General features: G+C 27.4%; 21 protein-coding genes. 5 read left to right on the top strand and 16 right to left on the bottom strand.

Features of this window, described 5'->3' with window-relative positions; all coding sequences use genetic code 11:
* Window positions 1-8: 8 nt before the first annotated feature.
* The gene (locus ACTTBN_RS07250; protein ID WP_440681761.1) at window positions 9-782 is read left to right on the top strand and encodes an MOSC domain-containing protein; all 774 of its coding nucleotides are present in this window, start codon (window positions 9-11) and stop codon (window positions 780-782) included.
* Here the strand turns inward: ACTTBN_RS07250 and ACTTBN_RS07245 are convergent.
* The 12 genes from ACTTBN_RS07245 to rpsF all read right to left on the bottom strand — a co-directional run bounded on the left by ACTTBN_RS07245 (window position 779) and on the right by rpsF (window position 12,777).
* A complete protein-coding gene (locus ACTTBN_RS07245) occupies window positions 779-2,107 on the bottom strand; it encodes an MFS transporter (RefSeq protein WP_440681760.1) in 1,329 nt (442 codons plus the stop codon). The genes ACTTBN_RS07250 and ACTTBN_RS07245 overlap by 4 nt on opposite strands.
* Window positions 2,108-2,138: 31 nt before the next feature.
* Window positions 2,139-3,014 (bottom strand): DMT family transporter, encoded by an 876-nt coding sequence (locus ACTTBN_RS07240; RefSeq protein ID WP_440681758.1) that lies wholly within the window; start codon window positions 3,012-3,014, stop codon window positions 2,139-2,141.
* Window positions 3,011-3,934: a glutathione synthase gene (gshB, locus tag ACTTBN_RS07235; RefSeq protein ID WP_440681756.1), complete on the bottom strand. Its 924-nt coding sequence runs from the start codon at window positions 3,932-3,934 to the stop codon at window positions 3,011-3,013. The genes ACTTBN_RS07240 and gshB overlap by 4 nt, the downstream gene beginning before the upstream one ends.
* Window positions 3,924-5,219 (bottom strand): glutamate--cysteine ligase, encoded by a 1,296-nt coding sequence (locus ACTTBN_RS07230; protein ID WP_440681755.1) that lies wholly within the window; start codon window positions 5,217-5,219, stop codon window positions 3,924-3,926. Before ACTTBN_RS07230 ends, gshB begins: the two co-directional genes overlap by 11 nt.
* Before the next feature lie 29 nt (window positions 5,220-5,248).
* Window positions 5,249-5,806 (bottom strand): HD domain-containing protein, encoded by a 558-nt coding sequence (locus ACTTBN_RS07225; protein ID WP_440681753.1) that lies wholly within the window; start codon window positions 5,804-5,806, stop codon window positions 5,249-5,251.
* A gap of 3 nt (window positions 5,807-5,809) precedes the next feature.
* Window positions 5,810-7,291 carry an amidophosphoribosyltransferase gene (purF, locus tag ACTTBN_RS07220; RefSeq protein ID WP_440681751.1) on the bottom strand — a complete coding sequence of 494 codons (1,482 nt, stop codon included), beginning with the start codon at window positions 7,289-7,291 and terminating at the stop codon, window positions 5,810-5,812.
* A complete protein-coding gene (locus ACTTBN_RS07215; protein ID WP_440681749.1) occupies window positions 7,245-7,790 on the bottom strand; it encodes a CvpA family protein in 546 nt (181 codons plus the stop codon). The genes purF and ACTTBN_RS07215 overlap by 47 nt, the downstream gene beginning before the upstream one ends.
* Window positions 7,790-10,180: an efflux RND transporter permease subunit gene (locus tag ACTTBN_RS07210; protein ID WP_440681747.1), complete on the bottom strand. Its 2,391-nt coding sequence runs from the start codon at window positions 10,178-10,180 to the stop codon at window positions 7,790-7,792. The genes ACTTBN_RS07215 and ACTTBN_RS07210 overlap by 1 nt, the downstream gene beginning before the upstream one ends.
* 24 nt (window positions 10,181-10,204) lie before the next feature.
* Window positions 10,205-11,623: a replicative DNA helicase gene (locus tag ACTTBN_RS07205; protein WP_440681745.1), complete on the bottom strand. Its 1,419-nt coding sequence runs from the start codon at window positions 11,621-11,623 to the stop codon at window positions 10,205-10,207.
* A 68-nt stretch (window positions 11,624-11,691) separates the two neighbouring features.
* On the bottom strand, window positions 11,692-12,150 hold the full coding sequence (gene rplI / locus ACTTBN_RS07200) for a 50S ribosomal protein L9 (protein WP_440681743.1): 459 nt from the start codon (window positions 12,148-12,150) through the stop codon (window positions 11,692-11,694).
* Between the two features lies 1 nt (window position 12,151).
* Window positions 12,152-12,424, bottom strand: a complete 273-nt coding sequence (gene rpsR, locus ACTTBN_RS07195) for a 30S ribosomal protein S18 (RefSeq protein WP_440681741.1) — start codon at window positions 12,422-12,424, stop codon at window positions 12,152-12,154.
* Entirely contained in the window at window positions 12,424-12,777 is a 354-nt protein-coding gene (rpsF, locus tag ACTTBN_RS07190) for a 30S ribosomal protein S6 (protein WP_440681739.1), read from the bottom strand. Before rpsF ends, rpsR begins: the two co-directional genes overlap by 1 nt.
* An 87-nt stretch (window positions 12,778-12,864) precedes the next feature.
* Between rpsF and fabD the strand changes: the two genes are divergently transcribed.
* The 4 genes from fabD to gmk are packed head-to-tail and all read left to right on the top strand — an operon-like array spanning window position 12,865 to window position 15,453.
* Complete coding sequence (fabD, locus tag ACTTBN_RS07185; RefSeq protein WP_440681738.1) at window positions 12,865-13,791, top strand: ACP S-malonyltransferase; 927 nt, start codon at window positions 12,865-12,867, stop codon at window positions 13,789-13,791.
* A complete protein-coding gene (gene fabG, locus ACTTBN_RS07180; protein WP_440681737.1) occupies window positions 13,788-14,525 on the top strand; it encodes a 3-oxoacyl-ACP reductase FabG in 738 nt (245 codons plus the stop codon). The genes fabD and fabG overlap by 4 nt, the downstream gene beginning before the upstream one ends.
* Window positions 14,526-14,573: 48 nt before the next feature.
* Window positions 14,574-14,813, top strand: a complete 240-nt coding sequence (locus ACTTBN_RS07175; protein WP_008544320.1) for an acyl carrier protein — start codon at window positions 14,574-14,576, stop codon at window positions 14,811-14,813.
* Window positions 14,814-14,820: 7 nt separating this feature from the next.
* Entirely contained in the window at window positions 14,821-15,453 is a 633-nt protein-coding gene (gene gmk / locus ACTTBN_RS07170) for a guanylate kinase (RefSeq protein ID WP_440681735.1), read from the top strand.
* On the opposite strand, the gene rsmA is transcribed toward gmk, so the two are convergent.
* The 4 genes from rsmA to ACTTBN_RS07150 form a co-directional block, all read right to left on the bottom strand.
* Window positions 15,442-16,227 carry a 16S rRNA (adenine(1518)-N(6)/adenine(1519)-N(6))-dimethyltransferase RsmA gene (gene rsmA, locus ACTTBN_RS07165; protein ID WP_440681733.1) on the bottom strand — a complete coding sequence of 262 codons (786 nt, stop codon included), beginning with the start codon at window positions 16,225-16,227 and terminating at the stop codon, window positions 15,442-15,444. The genes gmk and rsmA overlap by 12 nt on opposite strands.
* Window positions 16,227-17,189 (bottom strand): 4-hydroxythreonine-4-phosphate dehydrogenase PdxA, encoded by a 963-nt coding sequence (locus tag ACTTBN_RS07160; protein WP_440681731.1) that lies wholly within the window; start codon window positions 17,187-17,189, stop codon window positions 16,227-16,229. The genes rsmA and ACTTBN_RS07160 overlap by 1 nt, the downstream gene beginning before the upstream one ends.
* A complete protein-coding gene (locus tag ACTTBN_RS07155) occupies window positions 17,179-18,117 on the bottom strand; it encodes a peptidylprolyl isomerase (RefSeq protein ID WP_440681729.1) in 939 nt (312 codons plus the stop codon). Before ACTTBN_RS07155 ends, ACTTBN_RS07160 begins: the two co-directional genes overlap by 11 nt.
* The coding region (locus tag ACTTBN_RS07150; RefSeq protein WP_440681728.1) for an LPS-assembly protein LptD at window positions 18,107-20,227 on the bottom strand (2,121 nt) is incomplete at its 5' end. The genes ACTTBN_RS07150 and ACTTBN_RS07155, both read right to left, overlap by 11 nt.

Here is a 20,227-nt window from a genome sequence, read left to right as displayed (position 1 = left end):
TTTTTGGAATGAATATTAGCATATCCTCTATTTATTTTTCACCAGTAAAATCAATCTCGTTTCAAAAAATTAATAAATGTGAGATTAAAAAAAATATAGGAATTATTAATGATCGTTTGTTTGCATTCTCAAGATTGTTAAATAGTGGAAAGGCTCAAAAGATGGAACAGGAGCCAAGTGAAAGAAAATTAATCAATTTTCTTACTTTAAAAAATACACCTACGCTTAACAAATATTCATTTGAATTTAATGAGGGAAATCTCGAATTATTTGATAATCAAAAGAAATTAATTTCAATTAATCCTAATAATCCAGAAGAAGTGAGTTTAATAGAACAAGAAGTATTAAATTTAGATGACCAAGTTAAAGGACCAGTATTTTTATTAAAGAATAACCAAAATCCTTTTTTTGATACTAATAGTGGGGGAGAAGTAATGAACTCAATATCTTTGATAAATCACAATAGTATTAAAGACTTTGAAAAGAATATGGGTAAAGAAGTTCAGCATCAAAGGTTTAGAGGAAACTTCTATATTGACGGATTGGACGCTTGGGAAGAGAGAAATTGGATAGGAAAAACTATCAACATTAATAATGTGCCTTTTAAAGTTGATGACCATATTCCAAGATGCTCAGCTACTAATTTGAAACCTAAATCAGGTGAAATAACTTTTAATCTTCCTCAGAAACTTAAAGAATTTTATCAACACATGGATCTTGGAGTTTATTTAATTCCTCTAGAGGATGGTGAAGTATCTATTGAAGATGAAATTATGATTTAATTTGTTGAATTAGGTTCTTCAAATACAGTTTTTGTTTCATTTACAGCGGTATTATCTAATGTTGCTGGAGTATCTGGGTCTAATTCTAATCCAGCAGGTGTAATGGTTGCAGGAACAGGTGTAAATGTAGAGTCTGGATTGTCCACAGTCTCTCTTACTCTCATTCTGTACAAGCCAAATGCACCAATTAAAGCATGAGCTAAAATTAAGAATAGAAAAAATCCATTTAGTTCAAACCATTCCATAAACAACGAACACAATATTGGACCAGTAATTGCACCAACACCAAAGATTAATTGAAGTCCTCCACCGGCAGCAACGAATTTAGATTTTGGAACAAAGTCATTAGTGTGCGCAAGATTTAAAGAAAACAATGGAAGGCATAAACTTGAATAAAGACCAACCGCGATAAAGAAAACTATTTTTTTAAACGCAAATTCATCCATATAATAAATATTTTGGATAGGATCATTAGAAGTTAATATTGATAGCAATGCTAAAGCAGAACTTCCAAATGTTGTTATAATAATTACTCTTCTTCTATCGAACTGATCTGAAAAATATCCAATTGGTCCTTGACCAAATACACCTGCAATCGTTGCAATAAATAATAAAATTGAAGTTTCAAATAAAGTAAGTTGTGCAAGAGTTGCATAAACTGAAATTAAAGAAAAAAATGCAGCATGAATTACTCCAGTGAAAAAAGAACTAAAAGTTCCAAGAGGAGAGATTTGATAAAGTTCTTTAATACTAATTGTTTCAATTTTTTTAAATTTTGGAGCTGGTCTTTTTGTTAATAATATTGGAACAAGCGCTAAAGATAAAAGTACAGATACTAAAATAAAAGGCTCATATGCTTTTGGTTCACTCAAGTTAAGTAACAACATTCCAACTGCAAGACCAAAATAAATTATCATCATGTATGCAGATAATAATTGACCTCTATTCTTATTTGTTGCCCTATCATTTAACCAACTTTCAGTAACAACATAACAGCTAACTAAACTGATACCTGTTATAAATCTACTAACTGTCCACATAAATGGATTTACATAAACTACAGCAAGTAATGCACTAAGTGATGCAAGGGATGCAAATGCTGCAAACACTCTAATGTGTCCTACCTTAGATACAAAATTTGGAGTTGTTCTAGAACCTATAAAGTAACCAACATAATATCCTGACATGAAAATTCCTGTAGTAAAAACACTAAAGTCTTCAAGTACAGACCTAATACCCATTATCTGCATCTGCAGTCCATGAGCTATCATCATGGTTCCAATACCTATAAATAGGGCCCAGGATTTTTTTACTTCTTTTTGCATTTCTAAATTTTAAGTACTAATAAATTGCGGGCTAAGTAGTTTTGGTTTGTGTTTTTTTTATGGCCAGGAATGAGTGAACAGCGATAGTTAAAATGATCACCACTCCTCCTTGAATTGTCTCCATCGAAGGTTGCTCTTTAACAACCATCCACACCCAAATAGGTCCTAAAACTGTCTCCATTAGAAAAAATAGATTTACTTCAGCTCCCGTTATGTATCTTGGAGCTAGTGTTACCAACACAAAAGGAATAGCTACACACAAAATACCCATTGCTGGAATGATATAAATATCATTGTCTTTTAGCTCAAATGTATCAATAAAGAATAAAGCAACTAATGCTACGACCAGTTTACCTATCACAGCTGAAGGAACCAGATTAAGCCTTTTTCCAGCTCTGATAATAGTAGCTCCTGCAGCAAGACCACATGCTGTAATAAATCCTAAAACATCACCAAAAATATTTCCTAATTTGACCGAGTCGTAAAATATATAAAGAACACTTAAAAACGTAATTGCTATAGCAACCAAAGTATTTCTATCTGGTTTTTCTTTTAAAAATATTGCCCCAAAAATAGCTGACAACATTGGAGCAAGTGCGATCATAACAAGCGTGTTTGCAACGTTTGTATTTTGAATTGATAATACAAAAGTAATATTGGTTATAGAAAATGTAATAATATAAGCAACACCATAAATTGAATTTCCATAAAGTAATTTAAAAAAACTTGATTTATAAATAAACAACATTCCAACAAACACTGTTACAAATGGAATAATGCCTCTATAAAAAACTAATCCCCAAGTATCTACATTTGAAAGTCTAATAAATAAACTATCAGGAGTGAGAAACATCACTGCAACAAAAGCCATTAACGAACCTTTTTGCTGATCAGTTAAATTGTTCATGCTTTTAATTCTTTCCAAAAAGTTTTTGCTAAGTTTATTCCTGATAAATCAAAAAAAGTTTTAAGCCCTGTAGGGGAGGTAACGTTGATATCACCATTTAATTTTTGATCTATAAAATCAATCCCTGCAAAATAAATATTTTCTTTTTTCAAATCTCTTGCAATTAATTTTGAAATTTTGTTTTCTAATTTTGTTAAATTGATATTAATAGGTTTAGCACCTTTACTCATATTGCTTAAATAAGATCCTTTTTTAGGAACTCTAGAAATTGCACCACAAACTTTTCCATTAATAATAAAAACTCTTTTGTCTCCTTTATTGATCTTAGGTAAAAATTTTTGACACATAATATGATCATGTTTTTTAATAAATTTATTTATAAGTTTTGAATTAAATTTATTTAATAAATGAATATCATTGCCACTGTAACTATGGATAGGTTTGATAATTACTTTCTTATGTTTTTTAATAAAATTTTTGATTTCATTTATATCCTGAGAAAACAGTGTATCAGGCATATATTTTAAATATTTTGCTGAATATAACTTTTCAGAAATATTTCTTATAGATGTTGGGTTATTGATTATTTTAACCTTGTTCTTGATAAAATCTAATATGTAAGTAGTTGAAATATATTCTAAATTAAATGGGGGATCTTGACGGATTAAAATAAACTTACACTTTGTAAGGTCTAAAGTTTGTTTTTTAATGATTTTATAAAATTTTTTGTTTTGATAATTGAACTTAATGAAGAAGCCTTTAGCTAAAACTTTTTTGTTAATTATTGATAGATCCTTTGGATCGTAATAAAAAATTTTATATTTGTTTTGAATTTCGTTAGCTAAAAAAACACTAGTATCTGTTATAGGGTTTAAGGTAGAGGGATGATTTCCTTGAACAGCTACAATTCTATTTGTCATATAATTCTTCTAAATTTTCATCTTTAGAAAATTTACTAATCATATGATCTGCATTTGTAGTCTTATTATCAACTACATTTTGCAAGTGATTTAAGAAGATAGTTTCGTTATTTCCTTTTTTGCTAATGATATCTCTATTCTCTAATCCTTTTCTAGAAATGTTCAGAAGAGCAGAAGTCCAATACAATAAGTCTTTACCCATTAATTGAGTATTAAATCCTTTTTGGGGAGCTTCTAAATAAGCATTGATTATTTTATCTGTTTCCCATGAAGAGACTAATTCGTATGCTTCATCTAAATTTCCATACAACATCCCAATATTAAAAGCTGGTCCAGCACATAGGCAATCCCAACCACAGGTATCCATTGATCTAAGCTCAATATATTTCTTCAATCTATTTTCTGTAAAGATTGTACTTAAGTGCGTTGTAAGATCAGATTCAGTTGGAAGTCTATTTCCTATTTCTTCAATCTTCCCATCCATAAAATCTTTAAATGTATATTTTCTACCTGAAATATACAGATCATTATGTTGGATGAATAAAATTGGAAAGTTCATGACAAATTCTGCGTATTTCTCAAAATCTAAATTTTCAAAAAATAATTTAGGCAAACCTCCTCTTGAAGTGCTTTGCCAAACTTTAGATCTATAAGATAAATAATTACTATTCTTTTTTTCAACTATTGATGAATTTGCAAATAGTGCAATTGAAATTGGAACAATAGAATTAGCTAATTTAAATTTTTTATTAAAATCTTTTTCTGAATTGTAATCAATATTTAATTGTGTTCCACAAGTTCGATACATCATATCTAAGCTAAGCTCTCCACCTAGTGGCATATCTTTTGTCATCAGTTCATAACGTTGCTTAGGATTGTTTGGGATATCTTCTAATTTTGAAATAGGATCAAAGCCAGCACTAACTATTTTGATACCTAATTTTTTTGTGACTTGTTTTAATTCAAATAAATAATCTTGAGACTCTGCACATGCTTCATGCATATGGTTTAACTTGTCACCTGATAATTCAATTTGATTACCAGGTTCCAATGTAATATTTTTGCCACCTTTATTAAGACCAATAATATTTTCTTTTTCAAATACAGGGTTCCAGCCAAACTCAGTTAAGGCTGTAAACATTTCTTTTACTTTTGGATAATCAATTCTTTTGTTTTCTTTGGTGTCGAACAAAAATTTTTCATGTTCAATTCCAATTTTAAAATATTTTGTTTCTTTAATACCTGACTGAAAATATTCTATAATTTGCTCTTTAGTTTTAATCATGGGCTTTAATTAGTGATTTATAAATGAATTTAAAGGTAATAATAAGGTTCTTTTGAGAATATTTTTCTTATTAATGGCGTAAAATCCTCTAAAGACATACTTTTATACTCAGGATCAAATGAACACTGATCATATTTTTCGCAAAAATCTATCGTGTCCTGGTAGTATTTGTGATCTTTAAATTTGTCTCTTGCATTTCTATCACCACCTAAATGATGAGCACTATAATAAGTTTGAAAAAGACCATGATGAAGAATGATCCAATAAGTTCTTTCAGAAACGTAAGGTCTTAAAATAGAAGCAGCATATTGTGAATGATTCATCGGCGCAAGGTCATCTCCTATGTCATGTAATAAAGTTGCAACAACCATCTCATCATTTTCATTATTTTTAAATGCTCTTGTTGCAGCTTGTAAAGAATGTTCTAATCTTGTGATTTTATATCCTTCTAGCGTTGTAGTTTGCTTCGATAAATAATTAATAATTCTATCTGCTGTCTGTCTTTCAAAATTTTTTTCAAATTTTTCTAGTAGCTCATAATCCTCTTTGGAGCCATTTTTCATTTCAGTAAAATTTACTGTTTTCATATTTTAATTATTAGATGCTGTACTTAATAATGAAAGTTGAGTTATTTTATTATCTCCCAATTCATCAACAGGTTTAACTGGGTAATCACCAGTAAAATAATGGTCAGTTAATTGAGGATAAGCCTCATTTCTTTTGTCAAAACCAATTGCTCTATACAATCCATTAATAGATAAAAATTTAAGTGATTTTGCTCCAATATATTCACAAATTTCCTCATTAGTTTTATTTGCTGCTAATAACTCTTTTTTAGTTGGAGTATCTACACCATAAAAATCTGGATATCTGATTTCAGGACAAGCAATTCTAACATGAACTTCTTTTGCACCGGCATCATATAACATTTTAACAATCTTATAAGAGGTAGTTCCTCTAACTAACGAGTCATCAATTAGGATAATTTTTTTATCTTTAATTGTGCTTTGGTTTGCATTTAATTTTAATTTTACACCTAAACTTCTAATTTGCTGACTTGGTTCAATAAAAGTTCTTCCAACATAGTGATTTCTAATTAGACCATGTTCAAAATTCATTTTTAAGTGTTGCGCAAAACCAAGTGCTGCAGCGTTACCAGAGTCTGGTACAGGCACCACTATATCTGCATCAACATCATTTTCTTTTGCAAGTTCTTTTCCTAGATTTTTTCTATGTTCATAAGCTGTTTTGTTATCAAGTAAACTGTCTGGTCTTGAAAAATAAATATACTCAAACACACATGGTCTTACTTTTTTAGGAGGGAAGGGTTTGATGCTAGTTAGTTCATCATTTTCTATTAGCACTATTTCACCATTTTCTACTTCTCTAATAAATTTAGCTCCAATGATATCTAATGCACAAGTTTCAGAAGCTAACACATAGCTACTTCCTAATTTTCCAATCATCAATGGTCTAATTCCATATGGATCTCTTACACCTATTAAAGATTTTTGGGTCATCATTACTAATGCATATCCTCCTTGGATTTGGAATATGGCATCAATAACTTTATCAATAGTTTTTGATCTCTTAGATTTAGCAATTAACTGAACTATGGTTTCTGTATCAGAGGTAGTATAAAAAATTGCTCCTTCTTCTACGAGTTTATTTCTTAAAGAGATTGAATTTGTTAAGTTTCCGTTATGTGATACCCCAATTCCACCTGCATTAGTATCTGCAAAAAAAGGCTGGATATTTCTTAAAATATTATTGCCAGTAGTACTGTATCGGTTATGTCCAATAGCATAATTACCCTTTAGATTTTTTAAAACTTTTTCTTTATTAAAATTATCTCCAACTAAACCAAATCTTTTTTCTGAATAATATTTTTCACCATCAAAAGTAACAATTCCACAACCTTCCTGGCCTCTATGTTGTAGTGCGTGCAAACCTAAAGCTGTTAATGCAGAAGCGTCTTTTGCATTGCTTATACCAAATACTCCACATTCTTCTTTTAATTTTGGATCAAATATCTTCAATTTTTTCTTTAGATTCTTGATATGTTTTTTCATTAGGGAATTCTTTTATCAGATAATTACTACCTTTTTCTAAATATGGAAAGGTGTATGATTTATCTAAATTTATTGGCCATTTATCGTAGTTATAAACAATATGTACACCTGAAAATATACAAACAGAAATAATATATGCTTTTACAAACCCAAAAAAGAATCCAAAGGTAGTGTCTAAGCCTCCTATACCAGTATATTTTACAGCTTTACTGATACCTTTGTTAACTAATAAGACTAAAAAGATAACAATTATAAATATTGTAATTCCAAGACCTATATCGAGAACATATTCATTGTCGATTATATCTTCAAAATAAGGTTTTATACGTGGAAATAAAATTAGAGTAATAACATAGGCTAGGAGCCATTTTGCCATTGAAAGGATGCTTAAGACAAACCCTTTTCTGTAACAACTTGTTAAAGACCATACGGTTATTACGATATAGATTAAATCAATAATAGAGGATGCTTGATAAAAATCTTTAAGAGCATCTACCATTAGGCATTTTTACCAAAGGGTTTAGCTACCAATATCAATGCTGGCAGCAAAGTTAATACTGATATCATTGCAAGTAACATTGCAAGACCTGTAAACATTCCAAAATAAATTGTTGGTATAAATTTAGATAATACCAAAATTGAAAAACCAAAAACAATGGTGATTGAGGTATTTAAAATTGCAACCCCAACTGTTGAGTGACATGTTTTTAAAGTTTTGTTGTAATCTTTTAGTTTGCTAAATTCTTCCTTGAACCTGTAAATATAGTGAATGCTGTTATCTACAGCTATACCGATTGTAATTGCAGCGATTGTGATAGTCATCATATCCAATGGAATTCCTAACAAACCAATAATTCCTAAAATAAAGAATGCAGCTATAAAATTTGGTACAACTCCAATTAATGAAAGTTTTATATTTCTAAATAAAATAATGAACATTGAAAAAATACCAATCATAACTAAACCAAGTGTTAAAATTTGTGACTTAAATAAACTTTGTAACAAATTATTAAACAATATTAATACTCCTGTTAATTTGTAATCATCTTTTTCTAAACCTAATTCATTTTCTAGATCAAAATTAATTTTATTAATTAAGTCATTTCTTCTTAAATTTTCTTGCGAGTCTATAATTCTAAGACTAACTCGAGCTTCATTATTTTCTATTGATAGATATGGATCAATTATTTCTGTTTTAATACTTTCAGGTATTTTTGAATATAATACTCCCATCTCTAAAGTACCAAGTGGATTATTGTTATTCAGTTGGGTTGCAACATCTATGATTGATGAAAAAGATAAAACTTTACCAACTTGTGGAAGACTATCTAAATAATTGTGAACAGATGTAATTCTATCTATTTTATCTTTAGTAAACCAATACTTTTCATCATTAGCATCTTCTTCATCTCCCCAATCTTCAAACTCATCATCATCTTCTAATTTGTTTTCTTCTTTTTTAGGAAACTTTAAAATAACTTCTAAAGGAGTAGTTCCACCTAGCTGCTCATCAATTAGTTTCATCCCTTTATAGATTTCAGTATTTTTATCAAAATAATTTATAAAACTGTTTTCAACTTCTAACTTACTTATACCAATTACACTCAAGACAATAACAATCCCAGTTGCAGAAAAAATTGTAAATTTATTATTTAAAGAAATCGAACCTAGTATTGATGTAATTTTAGAATCTTGTTCTTTTTTTAAGGCCACATTTCTATTTGAAGTAAAATTTAAAAGAGTAGGGAGTAAAGTAAAAGTAATTATAAAAGATGTAATCAAACCAAAAGTCATCATCCATCCAAAATCTATAATAGGTTTAATTTCACTAAAGATTAAAGATAAGAAAGCCAAAATTGTTGTTAAAACTGTATACAATATAGGCCAAAACATTTTGCTTGTTGTTAGAGAAATGATTTCAAAGTTATTTTTTGATGGAAAATTTTTTTTAAGCTGAAGAAATCTTGTGCTCATATGAATATTCATCGCCATTGTAAGAATAAGCATTAAAGCAATAAAGTTTGATGATATAACAGTTACTTTCCATCCAAGTAATCCTAGTAGACCCATCATGATAATAACGGAGAAAAAACAACTACTAATAGGAACAATAATCCAAATTAGATTTCTAAATACAAACCAAAGAGTTGCAATAATAAATAGTAAAACTCCAATACCAAATACAATGATATCACTTTTTATAAAAGTCATCATATCGTCTGCAATCATTGGAATTCCACCTAAGTAAATTTTTCCAACGTCTACATAACTTTGAATTACTTGTCTTATCTCTAAAATATTTTGATGATTTTGTTTTTTGATTTGATCTTTATAATTTTCAATTTCATTTTTTGATTTGTTATCAATATCCTCTAATTTATTATTTTCCTTAATATTAACTATAATACCACTCGTTTTACCATTTTCGCTTACAACAAAGTTTCTAAATACAGGACTGTTTAAGATTTCTTCAAAACCTCTTTTTCTATCAACATCTTCATCTTTTAAAGTTTTAAAACTTTCCAATCTTTCTTGAAGAGGAGCGTCTGAATTATCTAATAAAGGAATATCTAACAGAGTGATAACGCTATGAACCCAATCTAAACTCTGAATTTTATATTTTAAACTTAATAGGTTGTTGATGGAGGAGTCGGTTATCATTCCCTCTTTAGGTGTATAAGTAAGGATTAAAAACTCTTTCGAACCATATCTTTTTGAAACCTCTTGTAAATATGCAAGATCTGGATCACCATCTATTAGCAGGGTCTCTGATGAGGCATCTAGCCTAAAATCTTTTGTATAATTACCAAAACTTAAAATAGCAAATAACAGTATAATAAATATTGCCTTAGGATTTTTTAAAATTAAGTTTTGATACAGTTGAGCCATCTTTCAAGCTCTTTATATTGGAAATTAACTTAATTGAGTATCCTTAAATTTTGTAAATCTTTCCTCAAATTCAAGAGTTACATTACCAATTGGACCATGTCTTTGTTTTCCAATTATAATTTGTGCTAAATGAGCAACTTCATTCATTTTTGCCTGCCATTCAGCGTGTTCGACTGTAGCTTCTCTTGGTTCTTTTCTTTGTAAATAATACCCTTCTCTGTAAACAAACATAACTACATCAGCATCTTGCTCGATAGATCCAGATTCTCTCAAATCTGCAAGTTGAGGTTTGTGATCATCTCTTTGTTCAACTTGTCTGGATAATTGAGATAAAGCAACAACTGGTACAGAAAGTTCTTTTGCAATTGCTTTAAGTCCTTGTGTTATTTGAGATATTTCTTGAACTCTTCCATCTTTATTAAAAGTTGTACCTCTCATTAATTGAATATAATCAACAACAATCATATCAAGACCAAATAGTCTTTTTATACGTCGAGCTCTATTGCTTAACGCGGCTATACTTATTGCAGGTGTTTCGTCAATATAAAGAGGAAGTTCTGATATATTTTTTGATGTTTCTAAAAATTTATCAAATTGATCGTCAGAAATTCTCCCTCTTCTAATATCATTTGAACTTATTCTAGCTTGTTCAGAAATAATTCTTGTAGATAATTGTTCAGATGACATTTCTAAAGAGAAGAAAGCTATAGAGGATTTTTTTCCACTATCTTGTAATTTTTGTGCAGCATTGAAAGCAATGTTAGTTGCTAAAGAAGTTTTACCCATTGAAGGTCTTCCTGCAATAATAATTAAATCTGATTGATGTAAGCCACCAAGTTTATCATCTAAATCTCGTAATCCAGTTGGTACACCTACTATTCCTTCTTCATTTTTATAAGCTGCTGAGGCCATTTCAATTGTTTGCTTCATGGCCTCATCAAATTTTACTAATGAGGAATTAAATGAACCTTTTTCTGCTAAATCAAAAAGTAATCTTTCTGAATTTTCAATAATTGTTTGTCCATTGCTATCTAAATCATTTAATTTTGCACTATCAATAGTTTGTTCAGAAATTTTAATTAATTCTCTTCTCACAAACATATCGTAAATAATTTTTGAGTACTCTAAGGCTTGCCTAACTGATGTGGAAAATTTTGTAATCTTAACTAAATATTCAGGTACATTTATTTCATCTTTTTCATCTTCAAAATAATTTTTAAGAGTAATAGGATTTGCAAGCATTCCCTTATAAATAAGACTTTCAATTGCTTCAAAAATTTTTTGATGCATTGGGTCATAAAAATTAATACTTGAAATAATTGTATTTACTTCATCAAAAATATCATTGTTCACAAGAATAGAGCCAATTACAGCTTGCTCAGCCTCTATATTATTAGGCAGTTCTTTAAACTGATCTTTAACAATGCTTAAGTTATTTTCCATAAATAAAATTTACAAAAAAAATTTTTAAATTAACAATGGAAATTATTGTTGGGGAAAAGAGTGTATAATTATTGAATTGAGTCTGCAGAAGAAACATTAATAACTATTTCTGCATCAACTTCAGAGTGTAAAGAAATTTTTACTTTAAATTTCCCTAATGCTTTTATTTCTTCAACTGGTTGTATCATTGAAGGTTTAATTTCAATTTTATTTTCATTCTGAATAAGTTTTGATATTTCAGTTGGCTTAACTGATCCGTATAATTCATTATTTTCAGTACTTAGTTTTTTTACAGAGTACTCTTTATTATTAATTTGTTCAGAAATTTGAATAGCCTCTTTTTTCTTTTCATCATCTTTTTTAGATAATTCTGATTTTATTTTCTCAACTTCTTTTATGTTTTCTTTTGATGCATATAGGGCTTTTTTATTTGCTATTAAAAAATTTCTAGCAAAACCTCTTTTTACATCTATAACTTCACCAATAGATCCAATTCTTTTTACGTTTTCTAATAAGATAACTTTCATTTTATAATAATGCTAGGTTTCTAGCTCTTTTAATTGAAAGAGATAACTCTCTTTGTTTTTTTTGTGAAACATTTGTAATTCTTGAAGGTAAAATTTTACCATTCTCAGATACATATTTTTTTAATAATTTAATATTTTTGTAATCTACAACAGGCGCACCTTTCACTGATAAAGGACAAGTTTTTTTAAATTTATATTTGTTCGGTTGAAAAATACTTAATTTTGCAAAGTTACTTTGTTTACCTTTTTTATTTCCACTTTGTCTCTTTGGCATTAGTTTTTAGCGCTCACTTTTTTTTCACTATCTTCTTTTTTTCCAAAATAGTTTGTTTCTAAATCAAATTTTTTTACTCTAACTGTTAGATATCTTAATAATTTTTTATCGATAGATTCGTTTTTTTCCAATTCATCAATTACATTCCCTTTACCTTTAATTTTAAAATGAATGTAGCTACCTTTTTTGTTTTTTTTAATCAAATAAGATAAGTTAAGAAGTCCCCAGTTCTCTGTTTTAACAACTTCGCCATCATTTTTTTCCACAATTTTTGAATACTTTTCAGTTAATTGCTTTAATTCACTTGGTGAAGTATCTTGTCTAGCTATAATAGTATGTTCGTATAAATTCATTTAAGTTCTTTAATAAAAAGTGAGGATATACTATTATAAAAGTTCAATTACAATAGTTAAAAAGGCAAAATAATTAGTTTTTTTTATATGTTTTCTGTAATTTTTCCAGGTCAAGGATCTCAAATAGTAGGGATGGGAAAAGAATTTCATGACAAGTTTGATCTTGTTAAAAAACTATTTAAAGAGGCTGATGAAACGCTTAATTTTTCAATATCCAAGCTTATTTTTGAAGGCCCAAAAGAAGATTTAGATCTAACTATCAACACTCAGCCAGCTATTTTTTTAATAAGTTATTCAATTTTCAATGTTATTAAAACTGAATTTAATATTGATTTAAATAAAGCAAAATATTTTGCTGGTCATTCATTAGGAGAATATTCAGCTTTATCTTGTGCTGGGTATTTAAAATTTTCAGATACTTTAAAAATATTAAGAGTTAGAGGGGATGCAATGCAAAATGCAGTTCCTAAAGGACAGGGAGGAATGGTCGCTGTGCTAGGCTCTACTGTTGAAACAATAGAAAAAATTCTTCTAGAAAATGAAAATAATTTTAAAGCTCAAATTGCAAATGATAATTCTGAAGGTCAAATTGTTTTAAGTGGTAAAACAGATGATTTAGAAAAGTTAATGAAGGTGCTAAAAGATAATAATGTTAAAAATATTAAACTACCAGTAAGCGCACCATTTCATTGTAGTTTGATGAATAACGCTACAAAGATAATGACTGAGGAATTAAATAAATTAAATTTTGGAAATTCAGAAAACAAATTGATTTCAAATGTAACTGCTGAAGAAATTAAAAATTCTGAAGATTTAAAAGAATTATTAATAAAACAAATAGAAAATAGAGTAAGATGGAGAGAAAGTGTAATTAATATGATTAATAATAAAGTAAATCATTTTATAGAAATTGGGCCTGGAAAAGTATTGTCAGGTCTTGTAAAGCGAATTAATCGAGAAGTAAAAATTGACACAATTAATAATACAGAAGATATTGAAAGTCTAAAAATATGAATGATTTAAAAGATAAAAATATTATTGTTACTGGAGCATCTGGTGGTATTGGAAATTCAATTATTGAAAAATTTATTGAAACCGGCGCGAATATACTAGCTACAGGTACTAGAATTGAAAAATTAGAGGAATTAAAAAGTAAATATAGCCAAATTAAAATATTAAAATTTGATATTTCACAAAGTGATAAAATTGAAGAATTTATAGATAATTCAATTACCGAATTAGGTGGAAGTTTAGACTGCTTAATTAACAATGCTGGGGTCACTCAAGATAATTTAGCCATAAGAATGAGTCTTGATGAATGGAAAAAGGTTATTGATATAAATTTGACCTCTACTTTTTTACTTAGCAAAGCAGCAATAAAAAAAATGTTAAAAAATAAATCAGGAAAAATTGTAAATATTACCTCTGTAGTAGGACATACAGGCAATCTTGGTCAAGCAAACTATACAGCATCTAAAGCTGGGATTGTTGCAATGTCCAAAAGCTTAGCGATTGAATACGCAAAAAAAAATATAAATATTAACTGCATTTCCCCAGGTTTTATTCAAACAGCGATGACAGATAAACTGGATGATAAATTCAAAGAAGCAATTATATCTAAAATTCCATCAGCACGTTTAGGAGAGCCAGCAGATATAGCTAATGCTGTTGTATTTTTGTGCTCAAACAAAGCAAGTTATATCAATGGAGAGACATTACATATCAATGGTGGAATGTATATGGCTTGACAAAATAGCTTTTTGAACTATTAAGAATTTATAACAAAAAGGATCAATATGTCAGAAGACGTTTCAAGCAAAGTAAAAAAAATTGTAGCAGATCACCTAGGTATTGATGAAGCTAAAGTAACCGAAGAATCAAGTTTTATTGATGATTTAGGCGCTGATAGTTTAGATACTGTTGAATTAGTGATGGCTTTCGAAGAAGAATTTGGATCTGAAATTTCAGATAGTGAAGCAGAGAAAATTTTAACTGTAGGAGACGCGGTTAAATTCATCGAAGGAAAAGCAAACTAATTTACTAATGCCCTCGCAAAACGATGGGGTAATGATAATTTTATCATCTCCTTCGGGAGCTGGTAAAACCACGTTAGTAAAAAAATTATCAAAATTAGATAATTACGAAATCTCTATATCTCATACCACAAGACAACCAAGAGCAAATGAAACTCAAGATGAGGATTATTTTTTTGTTAATGAGGAAGAATTTAAGAGACTGATTAAAAATGAAGAATTTCTTGAGTACGCAAAAGTTTTTAAAAATTATTATGGCACTACAAGAACACCAGTTATTGATAAGTTAAATAAAAGTAAAAATGTTTTATTTGATATTGATTGGCAAGGAGCAGATCAAATTAAAAATAAAAAATTAGATTATAAATTAATTACTTTTTTTATATTACCCCCTAGTAAAGAAATTTTATTTGAAAGATTGTCAAACAGACATATGAAAGATAAATTAATTGCTGAAGAGAGAATTAAGCAATTTGAACGAGATGTACTGCATTGGATAAATTATGATTATGTAGTTATCAATGATGATTTAGACAGTTGTTTTTCAAAAATTAAAAATTTAATTGAGGCTGAAATAAATAATGGATCAAAAGATTATGATGCTAATTTTATTAGAAATCATGTTGAGAAATTAACACATTAAATTTTCATATTCTTTTGTTAGTTGATAATAAGTTTCATAATCTAAATTTTGTGGCCTTAAGTTTAGATTAATTTTTAATTTTTTTAATATATTTTGATTTCCATTAAAAATTTGGTTGTAAGGTTTTTTAAGCATTTTTCTTCTATGATTAAAAAATGTTCTTGTAATTAATTCTAGATTATTTGAATTTAACTTGTGAAATTTACTTTTGGGTGTGAAAAATAATAAAGAACTATCAACCTTTGGTTTAGGAAAAAATGAACCTGGTTTAATATCACATATTTTTTCTATTTTAAGTTTCCAGTTGCTCATAATAGATAATCTTCCATAATTCGATGAATTATATTTAGCTATAATTCTATCCGCTACTTCTTTTTGAAACATGAGTATTAGATAATCAAACCAGCAATTATAACTATCAAATCCAACAATCCACTTAATTAGAATTTCTGTAGAAATATTGTAGGGAAGATTCCCAAATACAATTATTTTTTCTTCTGATAAAGATTTTTCATCAAATTTTAAAATATCCTTATTAAATATAGTTATATTTTCTTTAAAATTATTATTTAGCTGTAGTGCTAATTCATTATCTTTTTCTACAACAAAAATTTTTTTTGGATTTTTTTTTAAAATAGATGAGGTTAAGTTTCCTGTTCCCGGACCTACTTCTAAAATTATTCTATCTTGGATGTCTATTATATTTGCAATTTTTTCAATAATATTTTTATCAATTAAAAAATTTTGACCTAAGCTTTTTTTTGCTTTAATCACTAAAAATCTAGAAACTGAATTGAGTTTAGCAAGCTAGTATAATCTGATTTTTTTTTGCCTAACATCTTTTCATTTGGACCATGATCAGGTGAAACTCTTATAAAAGGCAAACCTACCGTTAAATTAATTGCATCATATTCATATAAAGTTTTAATTGGGGCTAAAACTTGATCATGATACATGCCAATAATTAAGTCATATTTTTCTCTATTTGATTTTATGAAAATAGTGTCTGCCGATAAAGGTCCGTTAATATCAATTTTTAATTTTTTTAAAATTTTAACTGTTGGCAAAACAATTTTTTTATCTTCATTAAATTTATCACTACTTTCACAATGTGGATTTAGTCCTGTAATGGCAATTTTAGCTTTTTTATTAAAGTAATTTTTCCAAAACTTATCAATAATTTTTATTTTTGATAATATTGTTGACTTATTTATTTTTTTCGAGACAAACTTTAACGGTTCATGAGTAATTATAGGGCTTACGGATAATTTTTTATTGAAAATTACCATAGCAAAATTTTTGGTATTTGTTTTGTGGGCCAAGTACTCTGTTATTCCAATAAATTTATTTTTTAAAAAATTTTCTTTCGAAATAGGACCATTGATAAATTTATTAGTCACATTGGTTCTCATTAAATTTAAACCAATTTTGAAGCAATTTTCTATATATTTATTTGATTTATCTGAGATTTTATCAAAGGCTTTTGGTTGGTTAAATTCTACATCTATTAAATTTAATTTTTTATACTTATATTTATTATTTAGGATATTCTCTATTTTTATTTCGTTAAATTCAATTTTAAGCCTTAATGCTAAAGCTTGTTTTAACAATATTTTTTTTGAACATATTAATATAATTGAACTTTTAAAATTATGTTTGTTCAACGTTCTTATAAAAATTTCTGAAAAAATACTATTAGGCTCACCAGCAACAATAACTATTGGTTTAAATTTCATTAATTTCAATGTCTGATTTTATTTTATTAAAATAAATGATCGAAAATTGATTTAGTTGATTATTTTTTGTTATATTAATTAAATTTTCTAATTCTTTTTCCTCATTTTTGATAATACCTTCAATTTTTTTTACATCATTTAGCTGAAGAACCACAAAACCACCTGAAACCATTATAGGCTCAGAATACTCATTAATTTCCATTTTTTTAACTACATCTTTGATTTTTTGGTTTAATGAATTTGAATCAATCCAATCAAGCTTCCCACCCATACTTGATGTGCTGGATGAACTGTATTTTAATGCTGCACTTTCAAAACCTTTTTCTAATATTATTTTTTCAATTTCTTTATACTTTTGATTTATGTCCTTAGTTTGTTTAACTTCATAAAATATCTCTGATAACAAATATGATTTATTTGTTTCATTTATATTTTTTCTTATTTTTTCTCTTAATTTTATTTCATCAATTTTAACTTTATCTGAAAATTTTATATAAATTAATTCATTCCAAAGAGCTTCAATTTCTATTTTTTTTAAAACATCAGAGTGCTTAATCTCTTTACTCTTTAAGTAGTTTTTAAATTCTACTTCGTCTAAAATACCTAATTTAGAATATATATTTTTTGTAAGTTTTTTTAAGTATTCTAATGGTAATTCAGCTTTTTGAAAGTTTTTTGAAATTTCAATTTTTTTTATTTTTTCTTGTATCACTGATTTTTTTGATATTTCATACAATTCATTATTATTTAAATTTTCTATGCCTGGGTTTAAAGCTTTAAGGTAATTTAGCTCATTTTCTAAATCATAACTTGTGATAATTTTATTATCTACTTTTAAAATTATTTTGTTCTCGAAAGTAAAAGCTAAAGAGTAATTGCAAATAAGTGCAATTAATAAAATTAAAAATTTTATTCTTTTAATTTTCATACAACCTTCTCTCATAAGTAGTAAGAGGAATTAGTGTTACAGTTAAAAATAAATTTTCAGATGGTTTTAAATCATTATCTTGATAGAAAGTTTTGTTATATTTGATACCAGCAGTTAAGCAATCATTTTTATATTCATAACTTAAATCATAATATTCTGTTAGCGATAATTTTTTATTTCTTCTTGTTGAAAACGAAAATGAATTATTTTCATCTAACATGTAAGAAGTTTTATTATTTATTAGATGATTTGACCCGATCAAGTTTCTTTCTTCTAGAAAATTAAATTCTGTAACAAAATTATTAACTTTTATTTCAGTATTGATTGAATGTGATTCAAATGTTTTAAAATTGTTGTCTATTGAAAAGTCATATCCAAAATTAATGTTTTTGTTCAAATTAGTGTTGATTGATCCAAATAAATTTGAATTCTTGTGATTAAGCGTACTGCTTGAGGGAATGTTTTTTTCAAATTTATCTCTTATTACTGTGGCTAACTTAAGTTCTACAAATTTATTTTCTGTGTCATTTTCATTTATACTTTCTAGTTTATAATCCACACCTAGTGTAAGAGATTTTCCTGTTTCCAGCGTATCACTTAAACCCAATCTATTAAGTTCAAATATATTACTTGTTGTGATTGATTTTTTTGAAGTGCTATAATTCTTCATATTTTTATTGGGATTTAATCTAAGAGATAACTTCGGAGTTAATATTTCTTTTGAATTTTCCTTTTTTTTAATTAGTGGCAAGCTTGAGGCTATTTCAAAAATATTCATTGCCTCAATTCTTGGTGAAGATTTGTAATTTGGATCATTTTTTCCAACTGAATTTAGATTTTTAAAATATAAATTAAAATTATTTTTAATCCCATTATTTGAAATAAAATTAATTGAACTATATCGCACATCATTTGTTACAGAAGTCCTTAAATTATTAGTATTTTTTAAACGATTGTCACCAGATGAAGAAAAATTAATTGATCCATTAAAACTATTTAAATCAAAACTTCTATTGAAATTATAAGAAGGCAGAACATATTGATATCTGTCACTATGCTTTTGTCCTAAATTTTCATAGATTTTAAAACCGGTTGTTAAATTATAATCCTTATGGTCAAAGTTGTAATCCACTCTTGTTTGCATAATATTTTTGTCATTAGGCATCACCGGACTAGGGAATAAATTATTTTGAAATACTTTGAGGTATGTATCATTATTCACTCTTTCAATCTGTAAGTCTAGTTCACTATTTATGAAATCTGGAAAATTTAAATCTTTCTTAAAATCGACAAATAAATGATTAATATTTTTCTTCTTATTGTCAGCAGAGGACTTGTAACCTTTAGTTAGACTAAAATCAGTTATTAGAGATGAATATTTTGTTTTTTTTCTAAATTCATTTTGAAAAATAACTTTATCGTCAAAAATTGTTGGTTTGAATGTGTAGTCTTGGTCAGTTCCTATGGTTTTAAAGTAAGGAATATAAACTGATGAACCCAAAGTTTTTGATCTATTAAATTGTGGTTGTAAAAATCCAGTTCTTCTATCTACTGTAGGATCAGGATGAAAAAATTTTGGAAAATACATAACAGGAATATCATAAATCTTAAGTACAGCATTTTTATAAATTAAATCTCTTTTAATTTTATCGTGTGTTATTTTTTCTGATTTTATACTCCAAGGGGGACAATTATCGTTTAATTTACAGCTTGTGAAAATGCCTTTATTAACTATTGTAACTTCATCATTTCCAATTGATGATGATCCGTAAAGTCTAGGATCTTGATTTTCATTATTGAAAATACTTTTATGTATTTTGATTTTAGTATCTTTTGATTTAAAACTATTATCTTCAAAATCAAAAAAACCCTCTGCAAAAAAATAATTATCTTTTTTATTATTATCAACTTTTGTGATTAAATTAATATTAATTGCTTTTAAAAGTTTATTGTCTAAATGATATAGAAAGTTATTGGCTATATATTTATTCTCATTGTCATCGATAATTGTAGATTTATTTTTTGATGATATTTCTTTATTTTTTTTATCATATAAAACATTTTTAGATATAAAATCATACTTATTTTCTATTTTAGCTGAGGATTTTCC

The organism is Candidatus Pelagibacter sp. HIMB1623 (assembly GCF_052047695.1).
Lineage (GTDB): Bacteria > Pseudomonadota > Alphaproteobacteria > Pelagibacterales > Pelagibacteraceae > Pelagibacter.
Note: the sequence above shows the minus strand (reverse complement) of the source record. Positions and strands in the feature narration are given on the sequence as shown.

What these genes read in the sequence shown, in the direction of transcription:
- ACTTBN_RS07250 (WP_440681761.1), top strand. Translation starts at nt 9, where the DNA reads ATGAATATTAGCATATCCTCTATTTATTTTTCACCAGTAAAATCAATC.
- ACTTBN_RS07245 (WP_440681760.1), bottom strand. Translation starts at nt 2,107, where the DNA reads ATGCAAAAAGAAGTAAAAAAATCCTGGGCCCTATTTATAGGTATTGGA.
- ACTTBN_RS07240 (WP_440681758.1), bottom strand. Translation starts at nt 3,014, where the DNA reads ATGAACAATTTAACTGATCAGCAAAAAGGTTCGTTAATGGCTTTTGTT.
- gshB (WP_440681756.1), bottom strand. Translation starts at nt 3,934, where the DNA reads ATGACAAATAGAATTGTAGCTGTTCAAGGAAATCATCCCTCTACCTTA.
- ACTTBN_RS07230 (WP_440681755.1), bottom strand. Translation starts at nt 5,219, where the DNA reads ATGATTAAAACTAAAGAGCAAATTATAGAATATTTTCAGTCAGGTATT.
- ACTTBN_RS07225 (WP_440681753.1), bottom strand. Translation starts at nt 5,806, where the DNA reads ATGAAAACAGTAAATTTTACTGAAATGAAAAATGGCTCCAAAGAGGAT.
- purF (WP_440681751.1), bottom strand. Translation starts at nt 7,291, where the DNA reads ATGAAAAAACATATCAAGAATCTAAAGAAAAAATTGAAGATATTTGAT.
- ACTTBN_RS07215 (WP_440681749.1), bottom strand. Translation starts at nt 7,790, where the DNA reads ATGGTAGATGCTCTTAAAGATTTTTATCAAGCATCCTCTATTATTGAT.
- ACTTBN_RS07210 (WP_440681747.1), bottom strand. Translation starts at nt 10,180, where the DNA reads ATGGCTCAACTGTATCAAAACTTAATTTTAAAAAATCCTAAGGCAATA.
- ACTTBN_RS07205 (WP_440681745.1), bottom strand. Translation starts at nt 11,623, where the DNA reads ATGGAAAATAACTTAAGCATTGTTAAAGATCAGTTTAAAGAACTGCCT.
- rplI (WP_440681743.1), bottom strand. Translation starts at nt 12,150, where the DNA reads ATGAAAGTTATCTTATTAGAAAACGTAAAAAGAATTGGATCTATTGGT.
- rpsR (WP_440681741.1), bottom strand. Translation starts at nt 12,424, where the DNA reads ATGCCAAAGAGACAAAGTGGAAATAAAAAAGGTAAACAAAGTAACTTT.
- rpsF (WP_440681739.1), bottom strand. Translation starts at nt 12,777, where the DNA reads ATGAATTTATACGAACATACTATTATAGCTAGACAAGATACTTCACCA.
- fabD (WP_440681738.1), top strand. Translation starts at nt 12,865, where the DNA reads ATGTTTTCTGTAATTTTTCCAGGTCAAGGATCTCAAATAGTAGGGATG.
- fabG (WP_440681737.1), top strand. Translation starts at nt 13,788, where the DNA reads ATGAATGATTTAAAAGATAAAAATATTATTGTTACTGGAGCATCTGGT.
- ACTTBN_RS07175 (WP_008544320.1), top strand. Translation starts at nt 14,574, where the DNA reads ATGTCAGAAGACGTTTCAAGCAAAGTAAAAAAAATTGTAGCAGATCAC.
- gmk (WP_440681735.1), top strand. Translation starts at nt 14,821, where the DNA reads ATGCCCTCGCAAAACGATGGGGTAATGATAATTTTATCATCTCCTTCG.
- ACTTBN_RS07160 (WP_440681731.1), bottom strand. Translation starts at nt 17,189, where the DNA reads ATGAAATTTAAACCAATAGTTATTGTTGCTGGTGAGCCTAATAGTATT.
- ACTTBN_RS07155 (WP_440681729.1), bottom strand. Translation starts at nt 18,117, where the DNA reads ATGAAAATTAAAAGAATAAAATTTTTAATTTTATTAATTGCACTTATT.